This is a genomic window from Spartinivicinus ruber (assembly GCF_011009015.1).
In the GTDB taxonomy this organism is placed as follows: Bacteria; Pseudomonadota; Gammaproteobacteria; order Pseudomonadales; family Zooshikellaceae; genus Spartinivicinus; species Spartinivicinus ruber.
This window is the reverse complement of record NZ_CP048878.1, coordinates 1,947,407-1,960,981: the sequence shown is the minus strand read 5'-3', so window position 1 is coordinate 1,960,981 and position 13,575 is coordinate 1,947,407. Positions and strand designations below refer to the sequence as shown.

At 36.0% G+C, this 13,575-nt stretch carries 19 protein-coding genes and 1 pseudogene; 12 read left to right on the top strand and 8 right to left on the bottom strand.

The genetic code is table 11. The features are described 5' to 3' along the window. Positions 1–295 precede the first annotated feature (295 nt). The 3 genes and pseudogenes from G4Y78_RS31865 to G4Y78_RS09290 all read right to left on the bottom strand — a co-directional run bounded on the left by G4Y78_RS31865 (position 296) and on the right by G4Y78_RS09290 (position 1,536). Positions 296–714: pseudogene (locus G4Y78_RS31865) on the bottom strand (IS1 family transposase). An 81-nt stretch (positions 715–795) separates the two neighbouring features. After that, the gene (locus G4Y78_RS09295; RefSeq protein ID WP_163832757.1) at positions 796–1,056 is read right to left on the bottom strand and encodes a hypothetical protein; all 261 of its coding nucleotides are present in this window, start codon (positions 1,054–1,056) and stop codon (positions 796–798) included. A 51-nt stretch (positions 1,057–1,107) separates the two neighbouring features. Further along, positions 1,108–1,536 (bottom strand): tail fiber domain-containing protein, encoded by a 429-nt coding sequence (locus tag G4Y78_RS09290; RefSeq protein WP_163832756.1) that lies wholly within the window; start codon positions 1,534–1,536, stop codon positions 1,108–1,110. A 1,238-nt stretch (positions 1,537–2,774) separates the two neighbouring features. On the opposite strand from G4Y78_RS09290, the gene G4Y78_RS09285 reads away from it, so the two are divergent. Beyond that, complete coding sequence (locus tag G4Y78_RS09285; protein WP_163832755.1) at positions 2,775–3,374, top strand: hypothetical protein; 600 nt, start codon at positions 2,775–2,777, stop codon at positions 3,372–3,374. 34 nt (positions 3,375–3,408) lie between these two features. Here G4Y78_RS09285 and G4Y78_RS09280 read toward each other — a convergent pair whose 3' ends face one another. Continuing rightward, positions 3,409–4,212, bottom strand: a complete 804-nt coding sequence (locus G4Y78_RS09280; protein ID WP_163832754.1) for a GNAT family N-acetyltransferase — start codon at positions 4,210–4,212, stop codon at positions 3,409–3,411. Between the two features lie 270 nt (positions 4,213–4,482). Here G4Y78_RS09280 and G4Y78_RS31665 point away from each other — a divergent pair, with 270 nt between their 5' ends. From G4Y78_RS31665 to G4Y78_RS31345, 5 genes are all read left to right on the top strand, one after another. Further along, entirely contained in the window at positions 4,483–4,566 is an 84-nt protein-coding gene (locus G4Y78_RS31665) for a transposase (protein ID WP_163836426.1), read from the top strand. Between the two features lie 285 nt (positions 4,567–4,851). Then, on the top strand, positions 4,852–5,007 hold the full coding sequence (locus G4Y78_RS09270; protein ID WP_163832753.1) for a phage major tail tube protein: 156 nt from the start codon (positions 4,852–4,854) through the stop codon (positions 5,005–5,007). A gap of 73 nt (positions 5,008–5,080) precedes the next feature. Next, positions 5,081–5,575: an RDD family protein gene (locus G4Y78_RS09265; protein WP_230425722.1), complete on the top strand. Its 495-nt coding sequence runs from the start codon at positions 5,081–5,083 to the stop codon at positions 5,573–5,575. An 83-nt stretch (positions 5,576–5,658) separates the two neighbouring features. Beyond that, on the top strand, positions 5,659–5,769 hold the full coding sequence (locus G4Y78_RS09260; RefSeq protein WP_163832752.1) for a phage tail assembly protein: 111 nt from the start codon (positions 5,659–5,661) through the stop codon (positions 5,767–5,769). Positions 5,770–5,799: 30 nt separating this feature from the next. After that, positions 5,800–5,931, top strand: coding sequence for a phage tail assembly protein (locus tag G4Y78_RS31345; RefSeq protein WP_163832751.1), 132 nt, complete (start codon positions 5,800–5,802; stop codon positions 5,929–5,931). A 193-nt stretch (positions 5,932–6,124) separates the two neighbouring features. On the opposite strand, the gene G4Y78_RS09250 is transcribed toward G4Y78_RS31345, so the two are convergent. Next, complete coding sequence (locus G4Y78_RS09250; protein ID WP_163832750.1) at positions 6,125–6,724, bottom strand: DsrE family protein; 600 nt, start codon at positions 6,722–6,724, stop codon at positions 6,125–6,127. A gap of 140 nt (positions 6,725–6,864) precedes the next feature. On the opposite strand from G4Y78_RS09250, the gene G4Y78_RS09245 reads away from it, so the two are divergent. The 4 genes from G4Y78_RS09245 (at position 6,865) to G4Y78_RS09230 (ending at position 10,785) form a co-directional block, all read left to right on the top strand. After that, positions 6,865–7,104: a hypothetical protein gene (locus tag G4Y78_RS09245; protein ID WP_163832749.1), complete on the top strand. Its 240-nt coding sequence runs from the start codon at positions 6,865–6,867 to the stop codon at positions 7,102–7,104. A 50-nt stretch (positions 7,105–7,154) separates the two neighbouring features. Then, a complete protein-coding gene (locus tag G4Y78_RS09240; RefSeq protein ID WP_163832748.1) occupies positions 7,155–7,355 on the top strand; it encodes a hypothetical protein in 201 nt (66 codons plus the stop codon). 554 nt (positions 7,356–7,909) lie between these two features. Continuing rightward, complete coding sequence (locus G4Y78_RS09235; protein WP_163832747.1) at positions 7,910–9,514, top strand: oleate hydratase; 1,605 nt, start codon at positions 7,910–7,912, stop codon at positions 9,512–9,514. Positions 9,515–9,999: 485 nt separating this feature from the next. Further along, on the top strand, positions 10,000–10,785 hold the full coding sequence (locus G4Y78_RS09230) for a substrate-binding periplasmic protein (RefSeq protein WP_163832746.1): 786 nt from the start codon (positions 10,000–10,002) through the stop codon (positions 10,783–10,785). Positions 10,786–10,970: 185 nt separating this feature from the next. On the opposite strand, the gene G4Y78_RS09225 is transcribed toward G4Y78_RS09230, so the two are convergent. After that, positions 10,971–11,117 carry a hypothetical protein gene (locus tag G4Y78_RS09225; RefSeq protein ID WP_163832745.1) on the bottom strand — a complete coding sequence of 49 codons (147 nt, stop codon included), beginning with the start codon at positions 11,115–11,117 and terminating at the stop codon, positions 10,971–10,973. Between the two features lie 212 nt (positions 11,118–11,329). Between G4Y78_RS09225 and G4Y78_RS09220 the strand changes: the two genes are divergently transcribed. Then, positions 11,330–12,121: an IS5 family transposase gene (locus G4Y78_RS09220; protein WP_163832668.1), complete on the top strand. Its 792-nt coding sequence runs from the start codon at positions 11,330–11,332 to the stop codon at positions 12,119–12,121. 21 nt (positions 12,122–12,142) lie between these two features. On the opposite strand, the gene G4Y78_RS09215 is transcribed toward G4Y78_RS09220, so the two are convergent. Then, positions 12,143–12,325 (bottom strand): sporulation protein, encoded by a 183-nt coding sequence (locus G4Y78_RS09215; RefSeq protein WP_163832744.1) that lies wholly within the window; start codon positions 12,323–12,325, stop codon positions 12,143–12,145. 167 nt (positions 12,326–12,492) lie between these two features. Further along, complete coding sequence (locus G4Y78_RS31660; protein WP_222937671.1) at positions 12,493–12,597, bottom strand: sporulation protein; 105 nt, start codon at positions 12,595–12,597, stop codon at positions 12,493–12,495. Between the two features lie 176 nt (positions 12,598–12,773). Between G4Y78_RS31660 and G4Y78_RS09205 the strand changes: the two genes are divergently transcribed. Next, positions 12,774–13,553, top strand: coding sequence for a substrate-binding periplasmic protein (locus G4Y78_RS09205; RefSeq protein WP_163832743.1), 780 nt, complete (start codon positions 12,774–12,776; stop codon positions 13,551–13,553). Positions 13,554–13,575 lie beyond the last annotated feature (22 nt).

Here is a 13,575-nt window from a genome sequence, read left to right as displayed (position 1 = left end):
CTAATACTCTGACAATTCCAGCCAGTGAGTATGGGTGGAATTAGCAAAGTGTAGTTACAACTAAAGTTGAATCCAAAAGTATTTGACCTCTCCATATAGTTAAGTCAAAATTCAAAACTTTATTTAATATACTAATAGAGACGTTTACTGATATCAGGATAAAACATATGTACAAAATAATTTCACTGATATTCAGTGTAGCGCTAATACTGACTGGATGTAAAAAAGAGCCTTAAAAAATAAATAGGCTATGGAACAATAGAAAATAATAGCAGTGGCTCAAACCTATGTTTTATCAAATTTTTCGCCCAAACTCATAGCGATTAATAAAGAGTCCTATAACAATGTCATATATTTTATCTGACTTAGAAAAACAAGTTGTTTATCTACCTAGATGCTTAATTTAAGTCCTTAAAGTTAAGTATTTTCTTTCAATTTTTTGTATATTGATTATTCCTACTAAGGGTTTTTCTAATTGTTCTAATCGCTCATTATTAACAACGTGCAATTCAGGCTCTTTTTTCAAGCATCTCAATGACTGTATTTCGGCTAATACCCAGGACTCTGGACAGTCATATCAATGATCTTTTCTTTGGCCTCTGACTGGTAAGCTTTATTGCCATAATCCAATATAAATGACTTTTTACAGCGTAGACTTTTACACAGATAGCGTTGCTTTCCTTCTGACGTATAGTCTATTTTTTTCACATGCAAAAAACATTAACTGTAGCCAAAACATACTCTTCGAGAACTGGCATTATAAGTATCATACAATAAAAGTAGTCATTATTTCATTCAACATATCTGTTTAATATTTAACCAAACATTGGTTTGGGTCACACCCAAATCTAGCAATATCCAACAACCCAATCCAGGCCGCCAACCTGTAACCCACAATGATGGATGTTTGGCTTCTTCTACTTGGAGTGGCTCAGGTTGGCTGAGTGTTGCTTGGAGCTTTTGTTTAGCGGCTAAGCGTTCTTCATCTGAAGTGAATAAGCTGTCCAGGCCAGACACAATAATGTTGGCTATATTGTCAACTGATATCAATTTCACAGGAACAAAAAAAGCCAAGACTGGTTAGTCTTAGCTTAATTTGGAGTGGAGTCAGATTGTAATGGCTAGCTGTTCGCGTAGTTCTATATTTTCTTGTTTCAACTCTTTCACAGCTTCGATTAAAACACCAACTAGTCCAGCATAGTTAACTTTTTTAAGTATGATTTCAGCACCATTCTTATCTGTGACTTTGATATTATGAACCAACTCTGGAAACACTTTTTCTACATCCTGAGCAATTACACCAATATCTTTTCTTTGGGGAAGGTGTTCGATATCAGTCTCTCTAGGACTTTTCCACTCAAAAGTAACACCTTTTAATTGAGATACTTTTTCTAAAGAGCTGCCTATTTGTACTGTGTTTTCCTTTAGTCTTATATCACTAAATCGTACGACACAGTTTTTGGTACTACAATATGCATAAGCATTTGAAATAGATGTAATTGAAACTAAAAAAGTTAATATGAATATTTTTTTCATTATAGTTCAACCGTACGTTATTTATACCAAATGTTACAACAAAGTATCACTCTGAAACAAAGAAAAAGTATAGCTAATTTTTGTAACAAACTGTATCTAATAACAGTTTATTAAAACCTATAAATAACCATTCTTGTAATTATTTGGTATTATACACAGAGGCTGACTAGTAAAATAAGTAGGCTATAACTGTAGTTTATTGGAATTTCTCTACCTACTTTAAACGTCAAGATTTAGTCAGATTTTTCCAAACATAGATAATGAAAATTGTAGTTTTATCTAATTGTTCAAATTTCTAATCTACTTCAGTATACAAAGTGCTGAATAAACTTTCCCACTAGAAAGCCTACAAGGCAGGATATCAACGTGATTGACCACATGAATCCAGAATTTTTATATATCGAATGTAGCTCCTTATAATTTTTGCATCTCCAAATTAGCAATGCATTTGCAAATAAACAGAAGGGAAATACAAAAACTAAAGACCAGTACACATTAGGTTCCATTGATCTGTATATACTAGATGCTCTAGCGGGAATTTTACCAGTATCAAGAAAGTCATATAGCATCCATACTCCTAGCAGAAATATAAGTGAGGCAAAAATCTTCATACTTCAAAACTCTTGAAAATTTATAGTCAAAATTCAAGTATAACGTATTATGTCTTCTTTACACCCTCTCCCACCATTCTCTTACATCAAAGCTAGGACAGCTCTTACCTGAATCTAAATTACAATGCCCAACTACCTCAGCATTAGGATTTAATGTGCCAGTCGATAATCACTTTCTCTAAGTTATCAAACTGAGCATCAGTAAACTGATCTTGACCAACCAAACAAACACCTAAGCATGGCTACTGTGACCTTTAACATGTGCCCCGACCCAAAATTCAGGCCGACCATTTTCGATAGCGCCATCACGCTTGATCACTTTATGGTAACCAATACCTGACCATCCTCGTTCAATGTGCCAGCGGTGAATATCTTCGGCTGAAATGTCTTTGTTGTTGGGGGAGTCTCAGCAGTAGATGACAAGTTTCGCGATTGTCATAGATAACTATAAAACCATTTGATAAAAGCAGATGTACAGCAGTACAAACTACTACTTAAACTTGATATACGTCAAATTATGTACAATATGATTACAAAAATATTGTTTAATGTAAGTAAACTCCTGAAATAGAATACTCCTGCATCATAAACAGCAACAGCTGAAATATTAAATTTAAGGAGTATTTTATGTTGAAACGAATGGGAATAGCTTTTACCGCATGGGTAGTGCTTATGATTGCTGTACACTCCCAGGCTGCGACAACGAATGTGTTTTGTTCTGACCTTACTAACTTGAGCAACTGGTCATGGGCAAAAGACTTAGATGGAAATCAAATAACTGCAAATGGAGAGTGGCATTCAGCAGCTGTTGATGGAAATAACAAACTAACGTTCAATTATTTTCTAGTAGCTAAGTCTGAATTTGAAAAGTTAAATAGGTATTGCTCAGGTAATTATGTACCTCAACCTGGTAACTATTCTATCAGCAGCTGGCACATTTTCGTTACCCAAAATGGAAATGGTCAACTAGTGGCACAGAAAGGTATACTAAGTACATTTTATTATGACCCACAAACAACCCCACCAGCTTCAATTAACCTTTTTACAATTGCCCGTGCTAACGGCCAATTTGTTAGTCATATAAATACTCGATTGAGTGTTGAAGTTGTAGAGCCAACCGCAGAAGAGTCCCCTCAACCAATTAGCCAAACAGTTGATGTTAACCGTGAAGTTAGAGCAGATTGGGTACCATTTGACACTATAGGTGGTATGGGTTTGGGACGCTAAAACGAAAAAAGCCCCACCAATGTGGGGTTTTATCTTATATACTCTGGCGTAAATCTTTTCTCATTTCAACAAAAGCGACAGAGTCTTTACATTCATCTTTTACTTGTTTCAGCCACTCAGGGTCTCTAGAAATCTCTTTACCTGTTGGTTCATACCCTTTCTTATTGTAATAGCTGATTAGCCTTTCAGCACATTTAACAACCAGAATATACATTTTTGTACAACCTTTCTGAAGAGCATCTGCTTCTACTCGTTCTATTAACTTATCTGCTAACTTCTTTCCACGATACTCTTCATCGATACACAACAGGCCGAAGTATGCTTGATTTCCATCATAGTTGTAGTGTCGCTGAATACAACCAGCAATCTTTTGCTTTTCATTATCCATTAACACAAGAATATCAGACGAACGCGCAGCTTTTTCGAGTTCTTGTAAGTGTTGAAATCTAATATGAGTTTGCTTCGTGTAATTACTATGAGCTTTAGCCCATATGTTATTTACTAGTGAAAAGAGCTTTGATTTATCAACATCTTGATATTGCAATGTGGAAAAACCTGTTTTTAGTATAAGTTTTGATACTAAATCAGAAGTAGCAGTCTCAGAAGCCTGTTGATTTTTATAAAGTAGTGATGGAGTGCTGGCTTGTTCAGGTGTTAGTAATTGCAGTTGTCGCCCGTTGTGGTTAATAGAAGCTATTTTCTGTTCAGCTTCTCTGTTTGAAAGTGTAGATGTGCTCTGCTGAATTGCTGTAACTGGTAACATCCGTGAAATCTCTAAGTTGATTAAAAAACAACTCCACTTATTTCTGCCAATTAAAATAAGAAAATCTATGGCCATGTGAAGTGGCTGGAAAGTAACATATTAGTTATATACCGTCAAAATATAAGATTTTCTTAGATTCAAAGTTATAATCAAACTAATGAACGAGTCTGTAATTTAAGTTGTATAACTGCTCTTTACGGTCATGAAAAGTGTTGAATAGTCAACCTCTGTTCCAGTCTAATGGAACTGGACTCATCAATGAGAGATAATCATCCATGAGTATTGAGGTATTATTAATGGGTCAGAAACGAATTTACAAGCAGTATATAAAGAGTTTAAAGCGGAATGGAGCAGGGTTATAGCGTGCCAGAAGCAGCTAAATCACTCGGTTTCAATGCTAATCTCCTTTACCGCTGGAAAGATGCATAGAGCGACTACATACGGCCAATGAAAATAGGTCACCAGTCGATTTTGAAAATTCTCAAATAACGGTATCCAGTTTAGGTTGACCAGAACATTGGATTTGGGCATGGAAGCGATGGAACTGAGCTTTACCATTGATAATTGTAATACAGAAGCCCTTAATTTCAAAAAGGCAAACAGGTGCCGTTTAATATTAAAGGTATCCTACGTAATCCTAGTCAGAGTGAGCAAGGGATTGATGCGGTTTGTCGTAATTTAGTCAGTGAGCTAGACTTTCGGAAATGAAAATAAGTGGAATTATCCAGCTTAACCGCCACCCTCAAACTGGATTACTACAAGCTCACTATTAACAACCAGCTGATATATGAAATTGATGTTGTTAACCATGTGCGTAACACAGAAGGTACTGACCACATGCAAAACATCCGTGAGTTACTGGGGCTGTAGTAATAATGCGTATTTTAAGCAGTTTGTTTAAATGGTAACATTGAAGTAAGAATTAACAAATGGAGAAATAACATTGAGTAATCCTTATAAAACCCCTGAATCTCAAATTGGTGGAGATAATGGCTTTACTTATGTAGGTTTTTGGGCAAGAGCTGGTGCGACAATAATTGATACAATTATTATGCTATTAATTACCACTCCAATATTAATGACTGTATATGGGGAAAACTATTATCTTTCAGAAGAGATGATTAATGGACCACTAGACTTTCTATTAAGCTATGTATTTCCTGCAGTAGCCGTTATCCTATTTTGGGTATACAAATCTGCAACACCAGGGAAAATGGCTGTTAAAGCAAAAATAGTCAATGCAAAGACTGGTCAAAAAGCCTCTACAGGTCAACTCATTGGACGTTATTTTGCTTATTATATTTCCCTTCTTCCATTAGGTTTGGGTATTTTGTGGGTGGCATGGGATAAGAAAAAACAAGGCTTTCATGACAAGTTAGCTGGTACAGTAGTTATTCGCCCCGCTGATTTTGGTGAAACAAAAGCTGAGTTCAATTAAACCAGTTTACTATTTAAAATAGCATATAAAATGCCTCGTTTTTACGAGGTATTTTTTTACCTATTTTAAAAAAAGGAAAAACCATGAGAGAAGTTATTACCTTAAATTACCCAATTAAAATGAATAGAAAAGCCATTAACGAAGTTACATTACCCCGCCCCAAAACTAAAGACATGAAAAATATTAAAAAATGAGGTGGCGGAGAAATTAGCCAAAGCATCCATATGATTGCGGATTTATCGGGCTTGGATATTAAAATTGTAGAAGAGTTAGATGCTGCTGATTTTCAATACTTGAATGATGTGATGGCTGGTTTTTTAGACTCGACTGGCGATCCGACCAACAAATCTGTTTAAACCTATCTTATTATTTGCGAGGTACTCCATTGTCAGAGCTGTTAGATATGGACCTCGACGACCTACTTGATTGGTATCATATTCTTACTAAAAGTGATAGTTCTTCTATACCTATATAATTTTGTATAGTTATGGCCTCATTTAAATATTACAATGAAGCCACATTTCACCTATTTATAAAGTCCTCTAAAACTCAAGGTTGTACATATTGATATCCTATTCCTTGAAAATCACTGACTGCCGAAACGCCCGAAGGAACGAATCTGATACCTTTAATCATATTTGCAATTATAACCTCTTTGCTAGCTGCTGTATTTTGACAAAAATATACTTTGACACTTGGTATTTCAATTAAAGTTTCAACTGCTTTTTGAAAAGGATTTTGTTGGGCATGCTTTTTTATCGCCTGATTATCAAGAGCCAACTTCCATCCTGCACCATGAATGATAACAGCAATTTTATAGTCTTTTGATTTCAATCCATGAGTAACAGTTAAATCCTCAACATGGTTAATAATATTGCCTATTGCATAAGGTGAACTACATTTAGAGTTTTTGCATTCTTGATTAACCTGGTAAACAACTTTAACTTTTTTTGTTTTAGCAAGGCATCGCGTCACAGCCATAGAACCTGGGCCAAATTTTTTTTCGATAGAGACCGATTCACCTTTAGCATCTTTCCATTTGGTGTCTACACAGTTTCTAGAATTAAGTATATCTTCTGTTGCAGCAACATGAACAGAATAAAAATTAATTAAAATTAGTATAGTATTTTTAACATTTTTTAAATTCACAGCTTCCTCGCTTTGATATCGAAATAAAAATCCTCTTCATTCTACAGCTAATAAGATAACTCTAATTTACTGATTACGACACTTGAGAAAATAAAGTAATTCCACGTATGAAAATGTTTATAACTAAGTAATTAAACACCATGGCTAATAAACTCAATATTGCGATAGGCGCTTATATTGATAAGTCGCTGGCGAAGTGCTTTAAAAAAACTAAATCCGCTGCCAGTAAACTAGGTAAAGCCTACCGGGAAACTAATATAAAGCTGGCCGCTGTACAACAGGTAGATCGGTATCGCCAACGCTTGGCCCGATTACGCCAACAGCAGCAACAAACGGAGGGAGCAAACAACAGTAACAAATCAACCAATACAAAAACATGAATGCTACCACTCACATAAATGCACCAATCACGATTCAGGGGGCAACTGGTATGTCAGCTGAAGCAATTGCTCAGCAAGTGGAAGCCAAACTTGAAGAACGTGGCAAGCAACGGAAGCCTATACAGAACATATCAAGGTTGGTAATAGTGAACCGATCTATACTATTAAAATGGTATATCCGCCCAAGGAAGCAGGCAAAGCATTTGGTGAATGCTTTGGGGTATACGACGAGTGTCAGTTTAATTAAGTGAGGTATGAAAGGAGTTATACGTCACTACAACGTAATGTATCACGTCATAGTGACGTTAATTTATAGTTAGGAATCAAAAAAGTGATTCCATTGATAAAAATGCCTAGCTGAACTTCACAATCCACATTGCGATAAAGGCGGCTCTTAATTTTTATCAATAAATACATTAATAGATTTGATAAAATATCTAGCCTTTAATCAGGAAGTAGGCTTATTTTTTACTAGCAGCCTATATATGACTTAATTATGACTGATGTTCACTAGTCATAATAAACATCACCACTTTTACTACATTATAGAGGATATTTGGGATAGAACAAAGTAATGAAACAGACATAAATAATGAAGGTATAGCTACAAAGGCTTTGTGAATTTTTGATAAATTTGACTGCGCGATGACATAATGAAATGGCTTAAAGCCTTCGACTGGGTGGCCTAATTACAACGTCAACTGCAGTCAATTCGAAGTAGGGAGTGTAAAAAAATTCCCGGAAAACTCTTGCCAGATTACAATAGTTGTATATAGATAATAATGATTGTCAGAAAGGATAAACCATGCAAAGAGTAAAAAACAATAACCCTAAAAATTCAAAAGTATATCTTGTGGGTAGTGGTATTGCTTCTCTAGCAAGTGCAATATATCTTATCAAAGATGCTAGAGTGGTTGGAGAAAACATTCATATCTTAGAGCAAGACGAAATTTTGGGTGGCGCACTTGATGGTGCCGGCGATCCCGAAAATGGTTTTATTATTCGTGGCGGAAGAATGCATGAAGAGCATTTTGTATGTTACTGGGATCTTTTATCAAATATTCCTTCCTATGATGACCCTGGTGTTTCCGTTAAAGATGAGTCTTTTGAGTTTAACTCCAGATATGTTTCACATGCACAGGCTCGTTTACTCAAAGATGGAAAAAGAATGGATCTCTCCTCTTTCGAGTTGTCTTTAAAAGACCAGATGGAACTGGTGAAACTGACATTCGCTTCTGAGAGTTCACTAGATAATATCCGGATTCAGGACTGGTTCAACAAGGAGTTTTTCGATACTAATTTCTGGTATTTATGGACAACAATGTTTGCATTTCAAAAATGGAGCAGTGTAGCAGCGATGCGGCGCTACATGAAACGTTTTATTCACTTAGTAAGCGGGATGCCAAGGCTTGGTGGCATAATGCGTACCAAATATAATCAATATCACTCTGTTGTGGTACCGCTTAAACGGTACTTGAAGGAACGAGGCGTGTATTTTGATATGCAGACACAGGTTATAGATATCGAATTCGACCTGTCGGAAGATAAAAAAATGGCTATTATTCTACAGACAGTCAACAAAAATGGGACAGAAGAAAAGATTGATCTTGGTGAAAACGATTATGTATTTATTACAAATGGTTCAATAACAGAATGTACAGACAATGGTTCTTGGACTAAAGCTCCTGTTCTCAAAAAAAAATCATCTTCAGGTGCATGGATGCTTTGGGAAAAAATAGCAAAAAAAGACAAAACGTTTGGTAATCCCAGTGTCTTTAGCGACAATATTGACTTGCAAAAGTGGTACTCTTACACTGTAACAATTAAAGATGATACATTCCATGATTATATGGAAGACTTTTCTGGTAATTTAAATGGTACTGGAGGGTTGGTAACAATAACAGATTCAAACTGGCTAATGTCAATTGTTATTGCCCGTCAGCCACATTTCCCCAACCAACCAAAAGATGTAAAAGTATTCTGGGGCTATGGTTTGTATCCTGACAACGAAGGTAATTACGTAAAGAAAAAAATGTCAGAGTGTAATGGTAAAGAGATACTTGAAGAACTGTGGCACCACCTTAAAATACAGGATTTGATGAAACCCATTGTAGATTCAGGAAAAGTTAATTGCATACCAGTAGCTATGCCATTTATTGATAGCCTCTTTATGCCATGCGCAAAGGGCGATCGTCCAGATGTATTACCAAAAGGTACAATGAACTTCGCTTTTATTGGCCAGTTTGCTGAAGTACCAAAAGATTGTGTCTTTACAGTAGAATACTCTGTACGCTGTGCTCAAACTGCAGTTTACGGACTATTTGAAACCGGAAGAGATGTATTACCAGTATATGACTCAATTCATAAGCCAGAAGTGTTAATAAACGCAATGAAAGCACTTAGTAAATAGACTGAGCACGGTAGCAAAAATGGTATAACTGAACAAGTTTCCAAGAATTTTTAAGATTCAATAGTTGTTACCAATCAAGATATACTTAATAAACTAAAACACAGGTTATTATATCGGGAAAAATCAAATGTATAATAGATGATTGCCGAGAGGACGCATTTCAGCATAGACTTCGTAACCAGCGAAATTACCATATATTTTCATTATTCATCCATAAAGCAAGATAGTAATTACTTCGAACTAATAAGCTGAAGTGTATTGGATAATATCAGAAAATGAATGGCTTGTGGAGGTATAAAAAGCCTGAAACACGGTTACTTACAGACTCAAAAAACCTCGAAATTTCCTTTATTACATCTGAGAAACCCAGAGAGTGTAATGTTTTTTAAATTAGCTTAGAATATTTCAAAGACCTGCCCTCCCCTATCATTTCTAAGCTATCCTTTGGTCATAATCAACCAAAAAGCTCAAGATTAGTAACCAACATGATTTACAGATTACTCACAATCAGTTTGCTACTTAACGCCCTATCAGCTCACAGCTGTCCATTACAAAAGCTAACTTACATAACTGAAGACTACCCTCCCCATAATTTCCGAGAAAATGGCATACTGAAAGGCGTATCTGTTGACCTACTTCTTGAAGCCTTAAAGGCCATCAACTGCCCTATAGAAAGAACCAGTATTCAAGTATTACCCTGGACACGGGGTTACACTATGATTCAAAGCCAATCTGATGTCGTGCTGTTTGGTACCAGCCGGTTAGAAGAACGAGAAAAGTTATTTAAGTGGGCTGGCCCATATATAACAACAAGCATTACACTTATTGCCAAAAAAGACTCTCAGATAAAAATTCGTAATCCAACTGACATCAAAAATTATACTATTGGTGTTGTTAAAGATGATGTTGGAGAGAAGCTAATTAAGTCAATAGGGGTTTCTCAGACTCAGATTAAGTACGGTAACAACGAACCAGAAACTTTAGCTAGAATGTTAGCTGCAGATCGGTTTGACCTATGGTCTGCAGAGATCAACGGAACAAAGTGGTTACTAACAAAGCTGGGCTATGATATTCAACAATTTGAAGTTGTGTACACTTTTAACTCTGTACCTGCCTTTTATGCATTCAGTAAAAATGTTCCAGATACAACTGTTGCATTGCTACAAAAAGGGATTGATATAGCTACTAATACAGAACTACCTTCAGGTCATACTTTGCTGGATGAAATTTATACAAAATATGGTTTAAAAAAGCTTAATCATCCAAAATAGAAGTTTGATATATGCTGTTTTACCTAAGCACCTTATTTAGGCAAGTTCAGTTACTTCCATTCATGATAAAACAAGCCTCTTCTATAACTTGATACAGTGCCAACACTGTGCTTAACCCTATCTAATTTCAGCTGTAAATACTTTCTCCGGCAATTAGAGTGCCATTAAAAGTATAATAAAAACAGTTAGTTATGTAGTCGGTCTTCCCAAGATACACTCTTATATTGATCTTCAGTGAATGCCTTATCAATTTCCAGTAACGCATGAGTCACAGTCGCTGATGGGACAAAGCTGACTTCTACTTTCTGTATCCCAAAAAACCACCTGAGCATGGTTTAAATTCTAACCCCTGATGAATTCCGGTTTCAGAGCGGAAACCGTTTCCTCTAAGAAGGTGTTTTAAAAAGAGTGAATGCATACAAAGTTGTATTGTAAGAGATAACTACCAAGGGGTTACTCATACGGCGGGCATATAGGAATAGGCTCCCTTACTGTTTATTATTGGTTTCGCAAAAATCAAAGATAAACAATAAAAAGAGCCTAAATGGATTATCCAACAGATTTAACTGATACACAATGGGAAATACTGAGCCCTGTATTACCTGCATCCAAATGGCAACCTGGCAATAGAGGCAGACCACCCGTTAATAGACGCCTAATCATGAATGGCTTGCTTTATGTCCTAACAACTGGCTGTCAGTGGCGAATGGTGCCTAAAGACTTTGGCTGTTGGCAGACAGTATACGGTTATTTTAATTCCTGGAGCCAGCAGGGGGTTTGGGAAACCATTATGGATACCTTCAGGAAATGCTATCGTGAAAAAGTAGGAAGAAAAGCCGATCCCAGTGCAGGTTGTATTGATAGTCAAAGTATTAAAACTCATACGCAAGGTATTCATGTTGGTTTTGATGGTGGTAAAAAAGTAAAAGGTCGCAAACGTCATATTTTAGTTGATACGCTTGGTATTATTATCTGTGTTGTAGTGACTTCAGCTGCCGTTGGTGAGCGAGAGGGATTAAAACAGCTACTTAAGGGCTATGTTGCAAAAGGCATGACGAGTTTACTCAAAATTTGGCTGGATAGCGGTTATTCTGGCACGCCTATTATTGATTGGGTTAAAGACTTTCATCAAGCTACTCGAGAAATTATTCTAGAGGTGGTTGAAAGGGCAGGTAAAGGATTCAATGTTATTAAACAGCGCTGGGTGGTTGAGCGTACTTTTTCTTGGCTAATTAACTATAGACGACATGCTAAAGACTATGAGGTTCTAACAAAAAATAGTGAAGCAATGATACAGATTGCCATGTTACATATTTTAGTCAGGAGAATCGCTTAAGCTTTTATTTTAAAACACCTTCTAAGGTAACCCATCTGCCTTATAAAGATAGTAACCACACTCATCCATAGCTTGCAGGAAATTTTTCATTGCAGCGGTAGGCTTTATGGTGAGATAGTCTTTATCAGAAGCACCCACCCCAAGATCAATCTCCAACCCAGTCTTAATCCAAACACGGCACGCATATAAACTGGCAAGCGACATCAGTTATTAGTATTTCCAGATGAATAACACCTTCAACAGGAATAACTACCTTATCATGAGATTCTAGAGTGCGAGAGCCTGTTATTTTTGCACCTTAAATCACCATTACTTTGATAGTAATCACCATTCTCTCCTTCTACTTTTACAGATGTCATCAACGCAATTTTTCATCCGGAAATATCTTGTTCAACCTCACCACCCTTAATAACTACCTGTGCACGGAACTCTTCACCAGGCTTGAGTATGTCATACTCAAGTTGTGTCTCAACCAATACCAGCTGAAGCTAGTAACTTCTCAAATATAAGGGTCCTTGATTATTAATTGTATGCCCTCCTTTTTTCATTATTATAAAAAAATTACAATTATCTTACTATCTTTAACTAGAAAAGTGGGGAGTAAATGGTATTCTTATAGTAAATATAAACCTGCTTTTCTATAGGCAATAACATGGTAGCTAACCACTGGATGCTTAGATTGTTGTTTATCACAGCTACACTACCAAATACACTTGTTATACAAGCATCACCCACAACAATTCGTCTGGCTTATAATATAGAACCCAATCCACCTTTTAATATGGGTGATCACTTAGCTGAAAAACCAGGTATTACTATTGAAATAATTCAAGCGGTTGGCCACCAACTAAAACTTAACTTTGTATTTGTTGAAATGCCTTGGAAGAGATGTTTGTACACTGTGCAAAAAAATATTATGGATGGAACAGTTGATGCTAGTTTCAAAAAAGAACGAACGAAAGTTGGAGTCTATCCAATGGCAAATGGGAAAATAGATATTTCCAAAAGAAACAGTACCCAAAGCTATTCTATTTTCACAACCCATTCATCAGACATTAACTCATTAGAAGGCTTATTAAATAAATATGTTGGTGTAACAAGAGGCTACTCAATAATAAGTGATCTAAAAAACAAAGGCGTTAAAAATATCATAGAAACCAATGGTTCATTAGTCAGTTTGCGAATGCTAATGAGAAAGCGAGTTCATGCAATTGTTGACCTAGAAGCAAATATCAAAAATCAGCTACATTTGCATGCAATCGAGTTTCAAAATATCCGCATGGTAACACCACCAGTTAAAAGCAAACCTTATTATTTGCTTTTTTCTCACCAGTTTTACAGAGAAAACAAGTTACTTGCACACAAAATATGGAACGAAATAGCCATTATAAGAACTTCAAAAAGATATCAACAGTTATTTGAAAAATATTAATGGAGTTACCCTCCACCTTACG